Below are 19,810 nucleotides of genomic sequence, written 5' to 3' on the forward strand. Positions count from 1 at the left end.
GAAAATTGCATGGCACGATGCTTGCAGGTTGCTTATCGAAAAACTAAGCCCTTTGGGGCTAAGGCCATATTTTATCAATGGTGAGGCTATGAACCGATTTACGCTCAAACAGCTTAAATATTTCGTTACCGTGGTGGAAACGGAGAGTATCGCCGAGGCTTCTCGTCAGCTGCATATTGCCCAGCCGTCGATCTCAATTGCGATCAAAAACCTTGAAAGCACCTTCGATCAACAGCTATTTATCCGCCACCATGCGCAGGGGGTCTCGCTGACCTCAAGCGGCCGGCGCTTCTACGATAAAGCGAAAGAACTGCTGCGGTTGTCCTATGAGTTTGAACAGAATTCGCGAGCGGATAAGGATCTGGTCTCCGGGACGATTGCCGTCGGCTGTTTCGAATCCGTCGCACCGCTGTATATGCCGAAACTGGTGGCGGGGTTTAAAAAAATGTATCCCGGAATCAACCTGCAACTGTACGATGGCGAACAGCATGAGCTGATGCACGGTTTGCATCGGGGCCGGTTCGATCTGGCGCTGGTTTATGATCTGGAATTAGGCCACTCTATTCACAAAGAACTGCTTAATGCCCCGCATAAGCCCTATGCTTTGTTACCCGCGTCTCATCCGCTGGCGCAGAAAAAAAGCGTCACGTTACAGGAATTAAGCCGGGAACCGATGATTTTGCTCGATGCGGTACCCAGTAAAAACTATTTTGTCTCCATATTTAAAGAGAAAGGTTATCACCCGGAAGTCGCCTATAGTTCACCGTCAATTGAAATGGTGCGTTGCATGGTCGGTCAGGGATTGGGCTTTTCGGTACTGGTCACCCGTCCGCTGTGTGATATGACCTATGATGGCGAAAGACTGGTGCAAGTGGATATTGCGGATGATATGCCCGCGTCAACATTAATTATGGCGCATCTTGCGAATAATGAACCCACGCGCCCGACGCAGCTATTTATGGATTATTGTCGCAGCATTGAATTAACGCCGCATCAGTCCTGATAATTGAGTGTATCTGAGTCTGACGTTATTTTTTGTTGTCTTATTTAGCCTCATAAATTTCTATTCAGACGATCGTTTTATAATATTTTACCATTTCATCACACTTACTTAACCTGAGTTCTGTCAATTCCGACGCCTTAGTCGGACAACCGTGCTTGAAGGACACACACATGACAGAGCAGATTACAGAAATCGATACCCTGGTGGTGGGGGCGGGACAGGCAGGCGTCGCCATGAGCGAGCATCTGACGCATCACGGTATTCCCCATTTGGTGCTGGAAAAAAAACGCATCGCTGAGGCCTGGCGCAGCGGCCGCTGGGATTCGCTGGTCGCTAATGGCCCGGCCTGGCACGATCGATTTCCTGGCATGACGTTTCCCGGCTGTGACGCCGACAGCTTTGTCGCCAAAGAGCAGATCGCCGACTATTTTGTTGCTTACGCCAACACGTTTAACGCCCCGATCCAGACCGGCGTCGAAGTCTTTAGCGCAGAACGCTTAAATGGACGTCCGGGCTTTCGAGTGGAAACCTCGCAGGGAACAATCGAAGCGCAGCGTATTGTCGCCGCCACCGGACCGTTCCAGCGCCCGGTGATCCCGGCTATCGCTCCGCAGGATAGCGCGGTACATCAAATTCATTCCGCACACTATTTCAACCCGCAGCAGATCCCGGAAGGCGGTGTGCTGGTGGTCGGCGCGGGCTCTTCCGGGGTACAAATCGCCGATGAACTCCGGCGGGCGGGGCGCGACGTGTGGCTCTCCGTCGGCGCGCATGACCGGCCGCCGCGCCGCTACCGTCAGCGCGATTTTTGTTGGTGGTTGGGGGTATTAGGGCTGTGGGATGCGGCGGCGAATCAGCCCGGCAAGGAGCATGTGACGATTGCGGTCAGCGGCGCACATGGCGGCAATACCGTTGACTTTCGCCAACTGGCGCACCAGGGAATTACGCTGGTCGGGCAAACACAGAGCTTTAAGGATGGCAAAGCCGTCTTCCGCGACGATCTGGCGGACAACATTCGCCAGGGCGACGCCTCCTATCTGGCGCTGCTTGACGCCGCGGATGACTATATTGCCCGCAACGGATTGTCGTTGCCGGAAGAGCCGGAAGCACGGTTCTTCCTGCCCGATCCCGATTGCCTGACCCGGCCGCTATCCGAACTCGCCCTGGCAAAAGCGGGTATCAGCTGCATCATCTGGGCAACCGGCTACACCACCGATTATCGCTGGCTGAAAGTGAACGCCTTTAATGAGCAACAGCGTCCGCAGCACCATCGCGGCGTCTCCAGCGAACCCGGCGTCTATTTCCTCGGGCTGCCGTGGCTTTCCCGTCGTGGTTCAACCTTTATCTGGGGCGTCTGGCACGATGCGAAATATATCGCCGACCAAATCGCTATTCAGCGCCAGTATCAACATTACCAACCTTCGTCTAACGCCTGATTTGAGGAGGCAAAATATGCCAACACATACCCGTATCCGGATGTTCAATACCAAAGAGACTTACCCGAATCAGACACTCAACAACGATCTGTGCCAGGCGGTACGCGCAGGAAATACCGTCTATGTTCGCGGTCAGGTGGGCACCGATTTTGCCGGTAATCTGGTCGGACTCGGCGACCCTCGCGCCCAGGCGGAACAGGCGATGAAAAACGTCAAACAGTTGCTGGAAGAGGCCGGAAGCGATCTGACGCATATCGTTAAAACCACCACCTACCTGATTGATCCGCGCTATCGCGAGCCGGTGTATCAGGAAGTGGGCAAATGGCTTAAAGGCGTGTTTCCGATATCGACCGGCGTGGTGGTATCAGCCCTCGCCCAGCCGCAGTGGCTGATGGAGATCGATGTTACGGCGGTGATCCCCGATGACTGGAATGAAAAGGAGGCATAATGACGATTTCTATCTCTGCGCTGTGCCCGGAATCAGGACAACTGGGTATTGCGATTAGCTCATCCAGCATTGCCGTCGGCGCCCGCTGCCCGTGGCTGCAGGCGGGCGTGGGCGCGGTATCCAGCCAGAACATCACGCTGCCCGCGCTTGGCCCGCAGATCCTCGCCGGGCTGGAAGCGGGGCTCTCTTCGGAGCAGGCCCTGAAAAAGACGCTCGGCGAAGATCGGTTCAGCGACTATCGCCAGGTAACGGTGATCGACGCCAGCGGCGAAAGCGCCGTTTTCAGCGGCGAGCATACGCTGGGAACATGGCAGGTCGCGCAGGGCGAGAACTGCGTGGCGGCGGGCAATATGCTGGCGAATCAGCAGGTCGTTCGTGCCATGACGACAGCATTTGAAAGCGCAACGGGCGAACTGGCCAGTCGGTTGATTGCCGCTTTGCAGGCGGGAATTGATGCGGGGGGCGAAGCCGGGCCGGAACACTCCGCAGCGCTGAAGATTGTGGAAGATTACGCCTGGCCGGTTGTGGATTTACGCGTGGACTGGGCTGAAGAGAATCCGGTGGCGGAACTGGCGGCGCTGTGGGTGGCGTATGAACCGCAAATGGAAGCTTATATTACCCGCGCTCTGGACCCACGCGAAGCGCCATCTTATGGCGTACCGGGCGATGAGTAGTCGCCTGCGTGAGATCCTCGGACGCTTGCTGGCGTTTGATACCACTAGCCGCGAATCGAATCTGGCGCTGATTACCTTCATCGCCGATTTTTTGCGCGAGCGCGGCGTGACGTCTCAGCTGTTTTATGATGACGAAGGGCGCAAGGCGAATCTGTATGCCCGCATCGGCCCGTCTGGTCCCGGCGGCGTGATGCTTTCTGGTCATACTGACGTGGTGCCGGTGGACGGCCAGGCATGGACGGTGCCGCCGTTTGCGCTCACCGAGCGTGACGGGCGTTACTATGGCCGGGGCAGTGCTGATATGAAAGGGTTTATCGCCTGCGTACTGGCGTCACTGGACGCATTTCTCGCCGCGCCGCTGCGAATGCCGCTGCACCTGGCGTTTTCCTATGATGAAGAAGTGGGTTGTCTGGGCGTGCGCAGTCTGGTGGATTTTTTACGCGCGTCGACGGAAAAACCGGCGCTGTGCATTATCGGCGAGCCGACAGACATGCGCCCGGTCTATGGGCACAAAGGCAAGCTTGCCATGCGCTGCTGCGTAGAAGGGCATGCCTGTCACTCGGCTTACGCGCCGGAAGGGGTCAATGCGATTAGCTATGCGGCGAAGTTGATTACCCGGCTGGATGCGCTGGGTGAAAGTCTGGCACAGCAGCAGGATAGCCGCTTTTCGCCGCCATCAGGCACGCTGCAGGTGGGAACCATCCACGGCGGCTCCGCGCTGAATATCGTTCCGCACTCCTGCTGGTTCGATTTTGAAATTCGTTATTTACCCGGTACGCATCCGCAGAGGGTGACCGACGCGTTGCACGCTTATGCCAGCGAACAGCTACTTCCCGCGATGCGTAAGGTGGCCCTGAACAGCGATATTCGTTTCCAGCCGCTGAGCCACTATCCGGGACTGCTGAGCGATCCGCAGTCAGACTTTGCCCGCTGGCTGGCGCAATGGTGCGGTAACGACGCTTTCACGACGGTGGCCTACGGTACCGAAGGCGGCCTGTTTGATGAGGCGGGCGTCGCGACGCTCATTTGCGGGCCGGGCAGTATGGAACAGGGCCACAAGGCGGACGAGTATCTCAGTATCGCACAGGCTGAAAGCTGCATGGCTATGCTGAAAAACCTGTGCGCGTGGATGCGTGCCGACCCTCACGATTCTCTCACCTGATTTATCAACACAGGATGGCGACTATGCAAAACCAGCACTCTGCGTGTATTGATCAACAGACTATCGACCTCTGGCAATCGGATGGCGTGGTGTTACTGAAAGGCGTATTTACGCCGTGGGTCGAGAGCCTGTCGAACGGCGTCGCCGAACTGATGGCGAACCCCAGCGAATATGGTCATGCGCGAACGGTAATCCCGAAGGACGGTTCGGCGCCGTTTTTTCAGGACTATTGCAACTGGGCGCGGATCCCTGAGTTTACTGATTTTGTGTTTCACTCTCCGGCGGCGGAAATCGCCGCGGCGCTGATGCGTTCCCGGACGGCGAGGTTTTTCCACGAACACACGCTGGTTAAACAACCCGGCGGCAGCACGGTGACGCCATGGCACCACGATCAGCCCTATTACTGCGTGGAGGGGCGGCAGAACGTGAGTTTCTGGATCCCGCTCGATCCGGTGGCGGAGGAGATTTCGCTGCGCTGCATTCGCGGTTCGCATCTGTGGGATGAGGCGTTCAGCCCGACGCGGTTTAACGGTTCAAAGCTCTATTCCCACACGCGCTTTAAAGAACTGCCGGATATCGATGCCCATCAGGAAGATTACGATATCGTCAGTTGGGCGCTGGAGCCAGGCGATGCGGTGGCGTTTCATTTCCGCACGCTGCACGGTGCAAACGGCAATTCAACCGCTCGTTCGCGACGGGTCTTTTCCGCGCGCTGGGTAGGGGACGACGCCACTTTTGCCGACCGCGGCGGGGTGACATCGCCGCCCTTTCCGGGGCTGACTTTACGCGACGGCGAGCCGCTGATCGCCGATGAATTTCCGCAGGTCTGGCCGCGGTAGTGGCGACAAGTCTGGCGGGTGGCGCGACGTCTGTCCAGTAGGCCCGGTAAGGCGTTAGCCGTCACCGGGCAAAACAGACAATCCGGAATGCAAAAAATATTCTGCCGGTACTGTGCGCCCGCATTGAAGAGGGCTGGCATCTTACGAAGCAGAATGCAATGTATGAAACATTTATCAGCCTGTTCCGCCTGCTACTGCCGCTGCTTCGCGATGGCGACCCAACAGAACTTACGTCCGAACGCTGTTTTCAAATCCGGTTGCGGGAGGTTATGACAGAAAAATTGTCAGCCCGGCGTCGCTGTGGCATTCATCGTTGAGCTCAGCGATGGCTTCCATACCGTTCGACGCTGTAACTGTTCATACTGTCAAACGCGGGGAACGGTTGCGGTCTCTGCGTCGGCTTCAGCGATTAGTGCCCGGCCAGTTCGTGAAAGAACGCTGGGTTGTCCTGAATAACCGCCAATACTTTTGCCGCCAGACCTGTCGGATTGCGTCGCCTGGACTCCCAGCTTTTAATGGTATCCACGCTGGTTCCCAGCGCTTTCGCCATTTCAGCCTGGGAAATGTTAAGCTGCGCTCTGATCGCCTTTACATCAGCGACCTCATAGCGAGCGACCCGGGCAGGTGTTTTATTTCCGTTTTTGATATCGACGGCCTCTTCAAGAGACGCTTTAAGCTCGTCAAAATAACCCATTTTAAACCTCATTTTTTAGTCGCCTGGTCAACTTTTTGAGTTCGGCTTTTTCAACTGCGGTCAGGCTATCCTTGGTGCTTTTCGGGTAGGCCAGAACCAGATAGATAATCTCGCGGGTTGCCCGGAAATAAATCACCCGTATGCCGCCGCGTTTTCCGTGTAAACCTGTCGCCATTCTCATTTTTCGTAGCCCACCAGTATTCTGGATGATATCGCCAGTATCCGGGGCGCCGATGAGCGTTCTCTGTAGTGCCCGCAGCTCATCATCGGTGGCAAGCTGTTTTATCTGGCGGGTAAATAGTGACGTTTCGATAAATTCAATGGCATGGCACACGAGAACTCTCCTTGCTAAGGTACCATGTACACCAGTATGTGTACATGGTACCTGTCCATGGTTTTTCAATAACGGTAAATTTTGCCATCCGTGACCGGCATGTGTGCGGGTTTGGGGAGTGCCGCTATGGTATAAGTTGCAATTTTATCGTGTGGGAGCGAGTGTTGATTTTACGAGGTGACACGTAAAGGCGTGATGAACTGGGGGAGGTAACTCCCACCGGGCGGTGGGAGTGAAAATCTTATGCTGCAACCACGCTATCGATAGCCGCTTTCGCATCAGACTGGGCTTTAGCCGCCACTTCCGGGCCGTAGGCGATGCCTTCCGCAAATACGAAGTTCACGTCGGTGATACCGATAAAGCCGAGGAAGGTGGACAGATACGGCGTGACCAGATCGGTTGGGGTATCTTTATGGATACCGCCGCGGCTGGTGACCACCACCGCGCGTTTGCCTTTCACCAGACCTTCCGGGCCGGCTTCAGTGTAGCGGAAGGTCACGCCAGCGCGCGCCACCAGGTCGAAATAGTTTTTCAACTGAGTCGGGATGTTGAAGTTGTACATCGGCGCGGCGATAACAATCACATCGTTCGCCTGCAGTTCAGCGATCAGTTCGTCAGAAAGTGCCAGCGCTTCCTGCTGACGCGGAGTCAGCGGCGCATCGCTCGGACGCAGAGCACCCACCAGTTCACCATCCAGTACCGGAATCGGGTTTGCAGCCAGGTCACGTACGGTGATAACGTCCTGTGCATGCTTTTCACGCCATTGTTCAACAAAATAGTCAGACAACTGACCAGACTGAGAGTACCCTGCCAGAATACTGGATTTCAGAACTAATACTTTGCTCATGGGTGTTTCCTTTTTAATGTGATAGACGGGCCGATGCCCTGGTGCTTGTTGACACTGTATTCACAATCATGCCACAGAGAAAGCGCAATAAATCGAACTCACTATTCAATATTTTTGAATAAGGCACAAAATGCGCGGATATGGTACGCTGGCGCACTATTTTAAAAGAGATTTTTTCCGGCGGCATACTGCCCGATAACGCTATGACCGAACAACAAAAATTCACCTTCTTACAGATCCAGAAGCAGCTTGATGGCCTGATGTTGCGCGATAAGTCACGCTTTGCTCGTCGCCTGCATGGGGTGAAGAAGGTTAAAAATCCTGAAGCCCAACAGGCGATTCTTCAGGAGATGGCGCAAGAAATTAACCATGCGGCAGGGAGAGTCCTGCTGCGCGAAGCCGCCCGGCCGGATATCACCTATCCGCAAAACCTGCCGGTTAGCCAGAAAAAACAAGAAATTCTCGAAGCCGTGCGCGACCACCAGGTGGTGATTGTGGCGGGGGAGACCGGCTCGGGTAAAACCACGCAGCTGCCGAAAATTTGTATGGAGCTGGGGCGCGGTATTAAAGGGCTGATCGGCCATACGCAGCCGCGTCGTCTGGCGGCGCGAACCGTTGCCAACCGTATTGCCGAAGAGTTGCAAACGGAACCGGGCGGCTGCATCGGTTATAAAGTCCGTTTCAGCGATCGCGTCAGCGACAACACGATGGTCAAGCTGATGACGGACGGTATCCTGCTGGCGGAAATCCAGCAGGACAGGCTGCTGATGCAGTACGACACCATCATCATTGATGAAGCGCACGAGCGCAGCCTGAATATCGACTTTCTGCTTGGCTACCTGAAAGAGCTGTTGCCGCGTCGCCCGGATCTGAAAATCATCATCACCTCCGCGACCATCGACCCGGAGCGCTTCTCGCGTCATTTTAACCATGCGCCGATCATTGAAGTTTCCGGCAGAACGTACCCGGTTGAGGTGCGCTATCGTCCGATTGTCGAAGAAGCGGACGATACCGAGCGCGATCAGCTTCAGGCGATTTTTGACGCGGTGGATGAACTGGGGCGTGAAAGTCCCGGCGATATCCTGATCTTTATGAGCGGCGAGCGTGAAATCCGCGATACCGCCGATGCGCTCAATAAACTGAACTTGCGCCATACGGAAGTGCTGCCGCTGTATGCGCGGTTGTCCAACAGCGAACAGAACCGCGTGTTCCAGGCCCATAGCGGGCGTCGTATCGTGCTGGCGACCAACGTGGCAGAAACCTCGCTCACCGTGCCGGGCATCAAATACGTTATCGATCCCGGCACTGCGCGCATCAGTCGCTACAGCTACCGCACCAAAGTGCAGCGACTGCCGATTGAACCGGTTTCACAGGCTTCCGCTAACCAGCGTAAAGGCCGCTGTGGACGTGTGTCGGAAGGGATCTGCATCCGTCTGTATTCGGAAGATGACTTCCTGTCGCGCCCGGAATTTACCGACCCGGAGATTCTGCGTACCAACCTGGCTTCGGTTATTTTGCAAATGACGGCGCTGGGGCTGGGCGATATCGCCGCATTCCCGTTTGTTGAAGCGCCGGATAAACGCAACATTCAGGACGGCGTGCGTCTGCTGGAAGAGCTTGGGGCGATTACGACCGATGAGCAGCAAACAGCTTATAAACTGACGCCTTCAGGACGCCAGTTGTCGCAGCTGCCGGTAGACCCGCGTCTGGCGCGGATGGTGCTGGAAGCGCAGAAACACGGCTGCGTGCGTGAGGCGATGATCATCACCTCCGCGCTGTCTATTCAGGACCCGCGTGAGCGCCCGATGGATAAACAGCAGGCGTCCGATGAGAAGCACCGTCGTTTCCACGATAAAGAGTCTGACTTCCTCGCCTTTGTGAATCTGTGGAATTACCTCGGCGAGCAGCAGAAAGCGCTGTCGTCGAACCAGTTCCGCCGCCTGTGCCGCACCGATTACCTGAACTATCTGCGCGTGCGCGAATGGCAGGATATCTACACCCAATTGCGCCAGGTGGTGAAAGAGCTGGGTATTCCGATAAACAGCGAACCGGCGCAATACCGTGAAGTGCATATCGCGCTGCTGACCGGGCTGCTGTCGCATATCGGGATGAAAGATGCCGACAAGCAGGAGTATACCGGCGCGCGCAATGCCCGTTTCTCCATCTTCCCGGGTTCCGGTTTGTTTAAGAAGCCGCCGAAGTGGGCGATGGTCGCAGAACTGGTGGAAACCAGCCGCCTGTGGGGGCGCATTGCGGCGCGCATCGATCCCGAGTGGGTGGAACCGGTTGCCCAGCATCTGATTAAGCGTTCTTACAGCGAACCGCACTGGGAACGGGCGCAGGGCGCGGTGATGGCGACGGAGAAAGTGACCGTGTACGGTCTGCCGATAGTGGCCGCGCGTAAGGTGAATTACAGCCAGATCGACCCGGCGCTGTGTCGCGAGTTGTTTATTCGTCATGCGCTGGTAGAGGGCGACTGGCAGACGCGCCACGCCTTCTTCCGCGACAACCTGAAGCTGCGTGCGGAAGTGGAAGAGATGGAGCATAAATCGCGCCGTCGCGACATTCTGGTCGATGATGAGACGCTGTTTGAGTTCTACGACCAGCGCATCAGTCATGACGTGATCTCCGCGCGTCACTTCGACAACTGGTGGAAAAAAGTCAGCCGCGAAACGCCGGATCTGCTCAACTTTGAAAAGAGTATGCTCATCAAAGAGGGCGCGGAAAAAATCAGCAAGCTGGATTACCCGAACTTCTGGCACCAGGGAAATCTTAAGCTGCGGCTGAGCTATCAGTTTGAACCGGGCGCCGACGCCGACGGCGTCACCGTCCATATCCCGCTTCCGTTGTTAAACCAGGTGGAAGAGTCCGGGTTTGAATGGCAAATTCCAGGTCTGCGCCGTGAGCTGGTGATTGCGCTGATTAAATCGCTGCCGAAACCGGTACGACGGAACTTTGTTCCGGCGCCAAACTATGCTGAAGCGTTTTTGGGTCGCGTAACGCCGCTGGAGCTACCGTTGCTGGATGCGCTGGAGCGTGAGTTACGGCGGATGACCGGCGTGACGGTAGATCGCGAAGACTGGCACTGGGATCAGGTGCCCGATCATCTGAAGATCACCTTCCGCGTGGTGGATGACAAAAACAAGAAGTTGCAGGAAGGGCGTTCTCTGCACGATCTGAAGGATACGCTGAAAGGGAAAGTCCAGGAGACGCTCTCGGCGGTGGCTGATGACGGCATCGAGCAGAGTGGGCTGCACATCTGGAGTTTCGGTCAGCTGCCGGAAAGCTATGAGCAGAAACGCGGCAATTACAAAGTGAAGGCGTGGCCAGCGCTGGTAGATGAGCGTGATAGCGTCGCCATCAGGCTGTTTGACAATCCGCTGGAGCAGCAACAGGCAATGTGGTGCGGTTTACGCCGCTTGCTGCTGCTGAATATTCCGTCGCCGATTAAGTATCTGCACGAAAAACTGCCGAACAAAGCCAAGCTCGGTCTGTACTTCAACCCGTATGGCAAAGTGCTGGAGTTGATTGACGACTGCATCTCCTGCGGCGTGGACAAGCTGATCGACGTCAATGGCGGCCCGGTATGGACGGAAGAGGCTTTTGCCGCGCTGCATGAGAAGGTGCGCGCCGAGCTGAACGACACCGTTGTCGATATCGCGAAGCAGGTCGAGCAGATCCTGACCGCCGTGTTCACGATCAACAAACGTCTGAAAGGACGCGTGGATATGACGATGGCGCTGGGGCTGTCTGATATCAAAGCGCAAATGGGCGGGCTGGTGTATCGCGGTTTTGTCACCGGCAACGGCTTTAAGCGCCTCGGCGATACGCTGCGCTATTTGCAGGCGATTGAAAAACGGCTGGAGAAACTGGCGGTCGATCCGCACCGTGACAGGGCGCAGATGCTGAAAATTGAAAGCGTGCAGCAGGCCTGGCAGCAGTGGATTAACAAGCTGCCGCCAGCCCGCCGTGATGACGACGACGTCAAAGAAATCCGCTGGATGATTGAGGAGCTGCGCGTCAGCTACTTTGCACAACAGCTCGGCACGCCGTACCCGATTTCTGACAAGCGGGTGTTGCAGGCGATGGATCAGATTACCGCGTAATTATGGCGTTTCCCCCGGTGGCGCAGTCAATCGTGCTTACCGGGGGAGCGCGTACTGAATGGTGGTCCGCTATCTGGCGGAAATGCGGCATAATATTTAATGCGGTTTTGTCATCAGCTTCATCATGGGAATGTTATCCAGGATAGATGCCGCGATCTCTACGCGCCATCAAAATCCGTTCGCAGGCCACAATATAGGCGGCGGTACGTAAAGAGCACGCTTTTTCAATCGCTTTTTCGTACACGTGAACGATAGCGTCGGTCATGATGCGGTCCATTTTGGCGTTGATCTCCTCTTCGCTCCAGAAGAAGCTGGCCATATCCTGCACCCATTCGAAGTAGCTGACGGTCACGCCACCGGCATTACAGATTACGTCCGGCACCACCACGATGCCGCGCTCAGCCAGTACGTCATCGGCTTCCGGATAGGTCGGGCCGTTGGCGCCTTCGAGCACCAGTTTACAGCTAATGATTTCCGCCCGTTCACGCGTGATCTGGCCTTCCAGCGCCGCCGGGATCAGAATATCCATTGGCATGGTCCAGAACGCTTCTTTCGCAATTTCACGTGCCCCCGGGAAACCGGCAATTTGCTTGTTCTCAGCCTGCCAGGCGGTCAACGCGGTCATATCAATGCCACCCTCGTTAAACAGTGTCGCCGTATGGTCCTGAATGACGACGATGCGTGCGCCGACGTCAGCAAACAGACGAGCGGCTTCACTACCGACGTTACCAAAACCTTGCAGCGCCACTTTCGCGCCTTCAATTTCGATACCGCTGCGGCGCGCGACTTCACGTCCGGTGACGAATACGCCGCGACCGGTGGCTTTTTCCCGGCCGAGGGAGCCACCGAGATGGATAGGTTTACCCGTCACCACGCCAGTGATGGTGGTACCGTGATTCATGGAGTAAGTATCCATCATCCAGGCCATTACTTTGCCGTTGGTGCCGACATCTGGCGCCGGGATATCTTTTTGCGGGCCGATGATGATGCCGATCTCGCTGGTATAGCGGCGGGTAAGACGTTCCAGTTCACCTTCTGATAATGAGAACGGATCGACGCGGATACCGCCTTTCGCACCACCATAAGGAATATTGACAGCCGCGCACTTGATGGTCATCCAGGCGGAAAGCGCCATCACCTCATTCAGATCCACATCCGGATGGTAGCGAATCCCCCCTTTACCCGGCCCACGCGATAGATTGTGCTGGACGCGATAACCTTCGAAATGACGGATGGTTCCGTCATCCATTTGTACTGGTATATCAACAATTAGCGCACGTTTAGGGTGGCGCAGCGTTTCAATCCAGTATGCGAGATCGCCCAGGTAGGGCGCGACGCGATCGATTTGGCGCAGGTAGGTGGTCCAGGGCGATGTACTACTTTCAGAAGCGTAAGATAACTTTTCCATAAGAGTCCTGTTTTACTGTGGTAATTATATTGTTGGTCGCGGAAAGAGATAGACATAAACTCTGTAAACGGAAGGTTATCACCAATTTAATAGAATGGAATTTGACGAAAATGCAGAATATACCGCCGTTACGTGAGAGCGAGGTTGTTTATGCATAACAAATCATATGAACAGTGTTTTTGTGGGTGAATATGCATTTTGCGGCCTTAAAACCGATACAGAGATGATTTTCACCTATTTATCAGAATATTGAGCTCCTTCAAAAAGTGAATAAAATGCTATCTGTGTGTATTGACTATGTTGCAAAAGGAGAGGTGAACGTATTCTTCGTCGATTTGCCGTTTATGATCTCAAATGTCTTCGGCGGTTTATGATGATATTCGCTCACTGAAGCGTGAAATGAAGGAAACAGGAGAAGGAATGTCAGAATATTTTCCAGCCTTGCCTGAGGCGACATTAATGGCGGCAAACCAGCTTGGGGCGTGGCTGGCGCAGGATGATTTGCCTCAGGAGGCGCAAATAGAAGTGGTTGTGCTGGCAGGCAATGCGGTGATCCCGACCATTGATTTTGCCTGCCAACTGGCAGCACGTAGCGCTGTTCCACTGCTGATCAGCGGCGGTATCGGTCACTCCACCGCTTTTTTATATAACGCAGTGTTAAATGATCCACGCTACTGTCAGTTACCGGTATCAGGTCGCGCTGAGGCGTGTATTCTTGCCGATATCGCTCATCGCTTCTGGCATATTCCGCTGGAGCGAATTGTGGTGGAAGACCAGTCCACCCACTGCGGAGAGAACGCGCGCTTTACCCGATATATGCTGGAGCAGAGGGGCGTAGCTCATGGTACGGGCGTTGTCATTCAGGATCCGACAATGCAGCGCAGGACGATGGCGACGTTTGCCCGCGTCTGGCAAGGAGAGGAGGCCGCGCCACGGTGGTACAGCGCGCCGGGCTGTTCACCGATATTGTGCAATGGTGAAAGTGGATTAACTTTCAGCGGTGAGAATAAGGGGCTGTGGCCGGTTGGTCGCTATCTGGCGTTGATGCTGGGTGAGCTACCGCGTTTGACGGATGATCCGCAGGGTTATGGTCCGCTGGGTAAGGGGTTTATCGTCCATGTTGATATTCCTCCGCATATTGTTCAGGCGTGGCAGACGCTGCGCGACGACAGTCTGTTATCCGATGCGCTGAGTGCGCGCCAGTTGGGTTAAACGGCGAAGGGATTTTTTCTGAACGGTGCTAATGCGGTTCAGGCGTTATCTGTTTCCCGGCAATCTGAACAAGAAACAGTCGTGGAGAGAAAAAGGCGCACACTATTCGAGGATACGCCTTGTCTTTCCTCAAACGCGACCATGTGAACGCATTCCATCATCCAGCCGCATTTGCTATTTGCCCGTTTCCACCAGGACCCTCGCAAACGGGCACTGCGTGTTATTCAATAACGTGCTTTTCAGCCTCTGGTTTGCTTGTTTTTATGAAATGTCTCACAAAAGCAAGTCGTCGAACTGTCTCTTTGCCTGTCAGGCGATAGTTTTTAACATTAAATTCACTTGCTAAAAACAATAATGCCACAGGAGCAGATCATGACAGCACCCGTTCAACACCCTATGTACATTGATGGTCAGTTTGAACCTGGCCGCGCTGATGCATGGATTGATGTCATCAATCCGGCGACCGAAGCGTTGCTTTCGCGGATCCCCGATGGCAGCGCGGAAGATGCGCAACGCGCGATTCTGGCCGCTGAGCGAGCACAGCCCGCCTGGGAAGCTCTGCCTGCCATTGAGCGAGCGGGATGGTTACGCAAAATCGCTGCCGGTATTCGTGAACGGGCTGATGAGATCGCTGCGCTGATTGTTGCCGAGGGCGGGAAAATTCAGCAACTGGCGGCGGTTGAAGTCTCATTTACTGCCGATTATCTCGACTATATGGCCGAATGGGCGCGGCGCTATGAAGGGGAGATCATCCAGAGCGATCGTCCGGGCGAAAATATTTTGCTTTTCAAACGCGCACTGGGCGTGACGACAGGGATTCTGCCGTGGAACTTCCCGTTTTTCCTGATTGCCCGCAAACTGGCTCCCGCACTGATTACCGGCAATACCATCGTGATTAAACCGAGCGAGTTCACGCCGAATAACGCTATCGCCTTCGCGCAAATCGTGCATGACATCGGCTTGCCGAAAGGGGTGTTTAACCTGGTGCTGGGCCGCGGTGAGACGGTTGGACAGGAACTGGCGGGGAACCCGAAAGTCGCGATGGTGAGCATGACCGGTAGCGTAGCTGCTGGCGAGAAAATTATGGCGGCAGCGGCGAAAAATATCACCAAAGTGTGCCTGGAGCTCGGCGGAAAAGCGCCCGCGATTGTGATGGATGACGCGGATATTGAACTGGCGGTAAAAGCGGTGGTGGATTCACGGGTTATCAATAGCGGGCAGGTATGTAACTGCGTCGAGCGCGTCTATGTGCAAAAAGGCGTTTACGATCGTTTTGTTAACCGGTTGGGCGAGGCATTAAAAGAGGTACAGTTCGGCGATCCGGCTTTACGAGACGATATCTCCATGGGGCCGTTGATTAACGCTGCTGCGCTGGCGCGCGTTGAGCAGAAGGTCGCGAAGGCGGTCGCTCAGGGGGCGCGGGTGGTGCTTGGCGGCAAGGCCGTGGCAGGTAAGGGCTATTTTTATCCGCCGACGCTGCTGCTGGATGTGCGCCAGGAGATGGATATTGTTCATGAAGAGACGTTTGGGCCGGTATTGCCGGTGATCGCGTTTGACACGCTCGAAGAGGTGCTGGCGATGGCGAACGACAGCGACTATGGCCTGACCTCATCAATTTATACTCGCGATCTGAACGTTGCCATGAAGGCGATAAAAGGGCTGAAGTTTGGCGAAACCTATATTAACCGCGAGAACTTTGAAGCGATGCAGGGCTTCCACGCTGGCTGGCGCAAATCAGGGATTGGCGGCGCTGACGGGCGGCACGGCCTCAATGAGTATCTGCAAACCCAGGTGGTCTATTTGCAGGCGTAATTGCGTGGACAATAGCGGATAGCTGGCGCTATCCGCTGTGATGTTATTTCGCGAACTTATCCAGTACGCGAATCAACTGAGTGACAAAGCCATACTCGTTATCATACCAGGCGACTGTCTTCACAAGCTGGAGGTCGCCGACTTCTGCAACCTCCAGTTGGGTGGCGTCATAAATTGACCCGAAATGGCAGCCAATAACATCCGACGAGACGATCTCTTCTTCGGTATAGCCGAACGATTCATTGTTGGTCGCCGCATTTTTCATCGCCTGATTGACCTCTTCGGCCGTGACCTTTTTCTCCAGCACCGATACCAGCTCGGTGACTGAGCCTGTTTTGGTCGGTACGCGCTGGGCATGGCCTTTCAGCTTGCCGCTAAGCTCCGGGATGACCAGGCCGATTGCCTTCGCCGCGCCAGTGGTATGCGGAATGATATTTTCCGCCGCCGCGCGCGAGGCGCGCAAATCTTTTCCGCGCGGGCCATCAACCAGCGACTGGGTACCGGTATAGGCGTGGATGGTGGTCATGGTTCCCACTTTAATACCGAAAGCGTCGTTGAGCACCTTTGCCATCGGGGCCAGGCAGTTGGTGGTGCAGGAGGCGACGGAAATAATCGTATCGTCTGCGGCCAGTGTGTCATCGTTAACGTTATACACGATAGTTTTCATATTGCCTGCTGGCGCGGAAATCAACACTTTTTTCGCCCCGGCGGTCAGGTGCGCCTGTGCTTTCTCTGCTGACGTATAGAAGCCGGTACATTCGACGATAACGTCGGCGCCCACCGATTTCCACGGTATATGCTGAGCCTCTTTTTCGGCATAAACGGTAATTTTTTTGCCATTAACAATCAGAGCATCTTCAGTAAAATCAATGCTCCATGGGAAAGGGCCGTAGTTAGAATCATGCTTTAACAGATAGGCCAGCACTTTCGGCGAGGTGAGGTCGTTAATGGCCACGACCTCTAATGAACTATTGACCTCCAGTAACCGACGCAGCACCAAACGTCCAATACGACCAAATCCATTAATCCCAAGTTTGCTCATGAAGAATCTCCCGGTAAGTTGAATCGACAGGTTAAAACTTCTCCAGGCTTAGTCCAGGCATCGGCATTGAGCAACCCGCACGGTACCACTCGCCATTAATCATTCGGAACAAATGAACCGAAAAGCTAATGGATACAATCCGCTGTGAGGGAATAATTTTTTTGTTGCGGTGTTATACCTTGAGGCGATATTGGGGAGGAAAATATGTGGAGCATCATCTTTGACTTATATAACCAACGGTTAGCCGGTAGTCGTTCCCGGCACAGCAAATGCGTCTAATGCCTCGCCATCAAGACGGTAACGTATCCACTCACTTTGCGGGAGGGGGGCAGTGAAGTCAGGATCAGGCTCCCGGTTTTCGTTTCGAGCTGCATTATTTATCGCATAGGCCGGTGTTGGCGGAACGACTGGCCGGCGAGGGGCTCGGTGATAAAGGCCAGGCGCTTTTTAACCGCAGATTGATGATGAGGCGGTTTCCGGTTTATAAAGTAGAATGCCAGAGTGGTGGTTGCCAGGTATTAATATGTACCATGTTTAGCGTCGATGATGCGAATTATGGCAAATATGCTTACACAGGTAACCAACGGGCAGTGTTATCGAGGCAAATCCCATTGAGTTTTTTATGTTTTTCCATAACGAATGTTTCACGAAAACAGCGCAATGTCATTATCATTTTTGTGATCACTTATCCATAAACATGACGCCCATCACAAAATATTAGTGTTCTTTGATCCGTGTCGCTTTTTTCCTCTCACCGTAAAGAAAACGTTTCCTGTGAAAGGCGGAAAACGTTTGTCAGCACTTAGACAAAATAAACATTAGTATATACGTATCTTAATTGACGTAATACGCGGATGGAGATGTACGTATATGCTCATTGCACGAGAGAATATTTTTTTAGATCAGTCCTTCAGGGATAAAAAGGAAATTTTTCGTTTCCTTGCTTTACATGCTGTGGCTCAGGGATGGGCTGATGATGCCGATAAGATTGAAGAAGATCTTTGGACTCGAGAAAACCAGTATTCAACGGGGTTTGAGAGCCAAATTGCGATCCCGCATGCTAAAACGGAAAACGTCTCCGAGGCCGGTATTGTTTTTATCCGTCTACAGCGCCCGATTAACTGGGAGAGCCTCGATGGTCTACCGGTGAAAATTATTTTTGGCCTCCTGGTACCTGAGGCTGGCGCTAAAATTCTGCATCTACAGATTATAAATAGCCTTGCCAGTCAGATAGTTGATGATGAATTTCGCGACCAACTCTTTGCGGTTAACGATGTAGAAGAGTTATTCCAATATATGAAGTCACGCATTTCCGTTGAGGAGGAACTATGAAAATTGTCGGCGTTACGTCCTGTATTGCCGGGTTAGCTCATACGCCAATGGCGGCTAAGTCTCTGGAAAAAGAAGGAGCTCGTCTCGGTCATCAGGTGAAAATAGAGCAGCAGGGTGCTATGGGTATCATGAATAAAATTACAGCTGAGGAAATTAACGCTGCTGATTTTGTACTCATCGCGGCCGATCGTACCATTGAAGAAGAGGAGCGTTTCTCCGGCAAAATAATTATTAGGGTAAAAATAGGACAATGTGTCAGTCACGCCTCTGACGTTATTTCTAAGTGTGTTTCGGCCGTTGATGCCCGTCGCAACAAATAATATCGGTGATGCCATGAAAAAAATAATGATTGAAATAAAAAATCATCTCATGACGGGTATTTCCTACGCACTACCTGTCATTATTGCCGGTTCTCTGATGGTTGCTGTGGCCAAAATAATCGGCCTGGCAATTGGTGAGTCTAATCTGGATGCCTTTGCAAATAGCGATGGTCTGCAAAACTGGCTTTATCTTACTCAGAACATTGGTTTTAAGATTATCGGCTTGATGAACTATGTACTGGGTGCCTATGTAGCCTATTCCATCGCGGGTAAAAAAGGGCTGGCCTCGGGCTTTACTGCAGGTTTGATAGCTTCGCTAACGGGATCAGGCTTCCTTGGCGCAGTTCTGGGAGGATTGCTTGCGGGATACTCATCAGAGTGGGTTGCACGTAAGATTCGCATTACCGGTTCAGCAGCGAGTTCCGTACCACTGATTATTTTGCCGTTTATCACAGTGGGACTGCAGGTTGTCATTATGCTGCTCCTGCTGGGCGATGTCCTGAGCTGGCTCAACACTTCGTTGATGGCGTGGGTACAGAGGATGACGGAAGATGGTACCAGTACGGTTGTGCTTGCTGCAGTCCTTGGTGGAATGATTTGTTTCGATCTTGGCGGCCCGGTTAATAAGGCGGCATGGGGAACGGCTAATGTCCTATTTTTGAGCGGCGTATATCTTCCCGCGATACTGGTTAACGTTGCGATTATTATTCCTCCGTTGGGTTATGCGGCAGCGCGTTTCTTACGACCACACAACTTCAATCAAACGCTGAAAGAGGCGGGAAATGGCTCCATTATCATGGGTATTCTCGGAATATCTGAAGGTGCGATTCCGTTTACTTTGCGCAATCCGGCACGCCTGATCCCGCTTAACGTGTTGGCCGGGACGCTGGGATCGGTGACGGTCGCGCTTTTAAAAGCCTATCCAATTATGCCGCCGCTCGGAGGATTATATGGTGGATTTACTGTTGGTAATCCCTGGGCCTATTTTATTGGTGCTTTGGTCGGCACAGCTATTATTGCTGTCGGCGCAAACATGCTTGTAAGTTTTAACGATGATGAGCCGGATCTTAAACTGAGTAAAAAGAGTGATGCGGAAGAAATTGAAATAAAGTTTGATTAATTTTTGCACTTTGCGCTACGG

The 19,810-nt window shown here is 53.8% G+C and carries 17 protein-coding genes and 2 pseudogenes; 14 read left to right on the top strand and 5 right to left on the bottom strand.

The annotated features are described in order from the left end of the window. The first annotated feature begins 88 nt into the window (after nt 1-88). The 8 genes and pseudogenes from FE839_RS21165 to FE839_RS24950 all read left to right on the top strand — a co-directional run. Nucleotides 89-1,003 carry a LysR family transcriptional regulator gene (locus tag FE839_RS21165; RefSeq protein ID WP_138362734.1) on the top strand — a complete coding sequence of 305 codons (915 nt, stop codon included), beginning with the start codon at nt 89-91 and terminating at the stop codon, nt 1,001-1,003. A gap of 170 nt (nt 1,004-1,173) precedes the next feature. Next, complete coding sequence (locus FE839_RS21170) at nt 1,174-2,439, top strand: flavin-containing monooxygenase (RefSeq protein WP_138362735.1); 1,266 nt, start codon at nt 1,174-1,176, stop codon at nt 2,437-2,439. 16 nt (nt 2,440-2,455) lie between these two features. Next, complete coding sequence (locus FE839_RS21175) at nt 2,456-2,887, top strand: RidA family protein (protein ID WP_138362736.1); 432 nt, start codon at nt 2,456-2,458, stop codon at nt 2,885-2,887. Next, nucleotides 2,887-3,561 carry a DUF1028 domain-containing protein gene (locus FE839_RS21180; RefSeq protein WP_138362737.1) on the top strand — a complete coding sequence of 225 codons (675 nt, stop codon included), beginning with the start codon at nt 2,887-2,889 and terminating at the stop codon, nt 3,559-3,561. Before FE839_RS21175 ends, FE839_RS21180 begins: the two co-directional genes overlap by 1 nt. Then, nucleotides 3,554-4,723, top strand: coding sequence for an acetylornithine deacetylase (gene argE / locus FE839_RS21185; RefSeq protein ID WP_138362738.1), 1,170 nt, complete (start codon nt 3,554-3,556; stop codon nt 4,721-4,723). The genes FE839_RS21180 and argE overlap by 8 nt, the downstream gene beginning before the upstream one ends. 23 nt (nt 4,724-4,746) lie before the next feature. Continuing rightward, nucleotides 4,747-5,562 carry a phytanoyl-CoA dioxygenase family protein gene (locus FE839_RS21190; RefSeq protein ID WP_138362739.1) on the top strand — a complete coding sequence of 272 codons (816 nt, stop codon included), beginning with the start codon at nt 4,747-4,749 and terminating at the stop codon, nt 5,560-5,562. A gap of 110 nt (nt 5,563-5,672) precedes the next feature. Further along, nucleotides 5,673-5,822: pseudogene (locus FE839_RS24945) on the top strand (phenylacetic acid degradation operon negative regulatory protein PaaX); the annotation flags it as partial. Nucleotides 5,823-5,862: 40 nt separating this feature from the next. Then, nucleotides 5,863-5,973 (top strand): annotated as a pseudogene (locus FE839_RS24950) (GFA family protein); the annotation flags it as partial. Here the strand turns inward: FE839_RS24950 and nadS are convergent. The 3 genes from nadS to azoR all read right to left on the bottom strand — a co-directional run bounded on the left by nadS (nt 5,972) and on the right by azoR (nt 7,437). Continuing rightward, on the bottom strand, nt 5,972-6,256 hold the full coding sequence (gene nadS / locus FE839_RS21205) for a NadS family protein (protein ID WP_138362802.1): 285 nt from the start codon (nt 6,254-6,256) through the stop codon (nt 5,972-5,974). The pseudogene FE839_RS24950 and the gene nadS sit on opposite strands and share 2 nt — an antisense overlap. 1 nt (nt 6,257) lies before the next feature. Then, on the bottom strand, nt 6,258-6,590 hold the full coding sequence (locus tag FE839_RS21210) for a type II toxin-antitoxin system RelE/ParE family toxin (protein WP_138362740.1): 333 nt from the start codon (nt 6,588-6,590) through the stop codon (nt 6,258-6,260). Between the two features lie 241 nt (nt 6,591-6,831). Beyond that, nucleotides 6,832-7,437 carry an FMN-dependent NADH-azoreductase gene (gene azoR / locus FE839_RS21215; protein WP_138362741.1) on the bottom strand — a complete coding sequence of 202 codons (606 nt, stop codon included), beginning with the start codon at nt 7,435-7,437 and terminating at the stop codon, nt 6,832-6,834. A 203-nt stretch (nt 7,438-7,640) separates the two neighbouring features. Between azoR and hrpA the strand changes: the two genes are divergently transcribed. Continuing rightward, nucleotides 7,641-11,543, top strand: coding sequence for an ATP-dependent RNA helicase HrpA (gene hrpA, locus FE839_RS21220; RefSeq protein WP_138362803.1), 3,903 nt, complete (start codon nt 7,641-7,643; stop codon nt 11,541-11,543). A 133-nt stretch (nt 11,544-11,676) separates the two neighbouring features. Here hrpA and FE839_RS21225 read toward each other — a convergent pair whose 3' ends face one another. Continuing rightward, nucleotides 11,677-12,951: a Glu/Leu/Phe/Val family dehydrogenase gene (locus FE839_RS21225; protein ID WP_138362742.1), complete on the bottom strand. Its 1,275-nt coding sequence runs from the start codon at nt 12,949-12,951 to the stop codon at nt 11,677-11,679. 420 nt (nt 12,952-13,371) lie between these two features. Between FE839_RS21225 and FE839_RS21235 the strand changes: the two genes are divergently transcribed. Next, entirely contained in the window at nt 13,372-14,163 is a 792-nt protein-coding gene (locus tag FE839_RS21235) for a YdcF family protein (RefSeq protein WP_138362743.1), read from the top strand. Nucleotides 14,164-14,535: 372 nt separating this feature from the next. Continuing rightward, entirely contained in the window at nt 14,536-15,975 is a 1,440-nt protein-coding gene (aldA, locus tag FE839_RS21240) for an aldehyde dehydrogenase (protein ID WP_138362744.1), read from the top strand. A gap of 43 nt (nt 15,976-16,018) precedes the next feature. Here aldA and gap read toward each other — a convergent pair whose 3' ends face one another. Further along, on the bottom strand, nt 16,019-17,017 hold the full coding sequence (gene gap / locus FE839_RS21245; RefSeq protein ID WP_138362745.1) for a type I glyceraldehyde-3-phosphate dehydrogenase: 999 nt from the start codon (nt 17,015-17,017) through the stop codon (nt 16,019-16,021). Nucleotides 17,018-17,887: 870 nt separating this feature from the next. On the opposite strand from gap, the gene FE839_RS21250 reads away from it, so the two are divergent. The 3 genes from FE839_RS21250 to FE839_RS21260 are packed head-to-tail and all read left to right on the top strand — an operon-like array spanning nt 17,888 to nt 19,789. Continuing rightward, a complete protein-coding gene (locus tag FE839_RS21250) occupies nt 17,888-18,349 on the top strand; it encodes a PTS sugar transporter subunit IIA (RefSeq protein WP_138362746.1) in 462 nt (153 codons plus the stop codon). After that, the gene (locus tag FE839_RS21255) at nt 18,346-18,669 is read left to right on the top strand and encodes a PTS fructose transporter subunit IIB (RefSeq protein WP_138362747.1); all 324 of its coding nucleotides are present in this window, start codon (nt 18,346-18,348) and stop codon (nt 18,667-18,669) included. Before FE839_RS21250 ends, FE839_RS21255 begins: the two co-directional genes overlap by 4 nt. Before the next feature lie 13 nt (nt 18,670-18,682). Then, nucleotides 18,683-19,789 (top strand): PTS fructose transporter subunit IIC, encoded by a 1,107-nt coding sequence (locus tag FE839_RS21260; protein WP_171034938.1) that lies wholly within the window; start codon nt 18,683-18,685, stop codon nt 19,787-19,789. Nucleotides 19,790-19,810 lie beyond the last annotated feature (21 nt).

It is taken from the genome of Klebsiella indica (assembly GCF_005860775.1).
Lineage (GTDB): Bacteria > Pseudomonadota > Gammaproteobacteria > Enterobacterales > Enterobacteriaceae > Klebsiella > Klebsiella indica.

Coding starts and splice junctions, on each gene's coding strand:
- aldA (WP_138362744.1), top strand. CDS start 14,536: ATGACAGCACCCGTTCAACACCCTATGTACATTGATGGTCAGTTTGAA.
- FE839_RS21165 (WP_138362734.1), top strand. CDS start 89: ATGAACCGATTTACGCTCAAACAGCTTAAATATTTCGTTACCGTGGTG.
- FE839_RS21170 (WP_138362735.1), top strand. CDS start 1,174: ATGACAGAGCAGATTACAGAAATCGATACCCTGGTGGTGGGGGCGGGA.
- FE839_RS21190 (WP_138362739.1), top strand. CDS start 4,747: ATGCAAAACCAGCACTCTGCGTGTATTGATCAACAGACTATCGACCTC.
- FE839_RS21255 (WP_138362747.1), top strand. CDS start 18,346: ATGAAAATTGTCGGCGTTACGTCCTGTATTGCCGGGTTAGCTCATACG.
- FE839_RS21260 (WP_171034938.1), top strand. CDS start 18,683: ATGAAAAAAATAATGATTGAAATAAAAAATCATCTCATGACGGGTATT.
- FE839_RS21175 (WP_138362736.1), top strand. CDS start 2,456: ATGCCAACACATACCCGTATCCGGATGTTCAATACCAAAGAGACTTAC.
- FE839_RS21250 (WP_138362746.1), top strand. CDS start 17,888: ATGCTCATTGCACGAGAGAATATTTTTTTAGATCAGTCCTTCAGGGAT.
- nadS (WP_138362802.1), bottom strand. CDS start 6,256: ATGGGTTATTTTGACGAGCTTAAAGCGTCTCTTGAAGAGGCCGTCGAT.
- FE839_RS21180 (WP_138362737.1), top strand. CDS start 2,887: ATGACGATTTCTATCTCTGCGCTGTGCCCGGAATCAGGACAACTGGGT.
- FE839_RS21225 (WP_138362742.1), bottom strand. CDS start 12,951: ATGGAAAAGTTATCTTACGCTTCTGAAAGTAGTACATCGCCCTGGACC.
- hrpA (WP_138362803.1), top strand. CDS start 7,641: ATGACCGAACAACAAAAATTCACCTTCTTACAGATCCAGAAGCAGCTT.
- azoR (WP_138362741.1), bottom strand. CDS start 7,437: ATGAGCAAAGTATTAGTTCTGAAATCCAGTATTCTGGCAGGGTACTCT.
- FE839_RS21235 (WP_138362743.1), top strand. CDS start 13,372: ATGTCAGAATATTTTCCAGCCTTGCCTGAGGCGACATTAATGGCGGCA.
- gap (WP_138362745.1), bottom strand. CDS start 17,017: ATGAGCAAACTTGGGATTAATGGATTTGGTCGTATTGGACGTTTGGTG.
- argE (WP_138362738.1), top strand. CDS start 3,554: ATGAGTAGTCGCCTGCGTGAGATCCTCGGACGCTTGCTGGCGTTTGAT.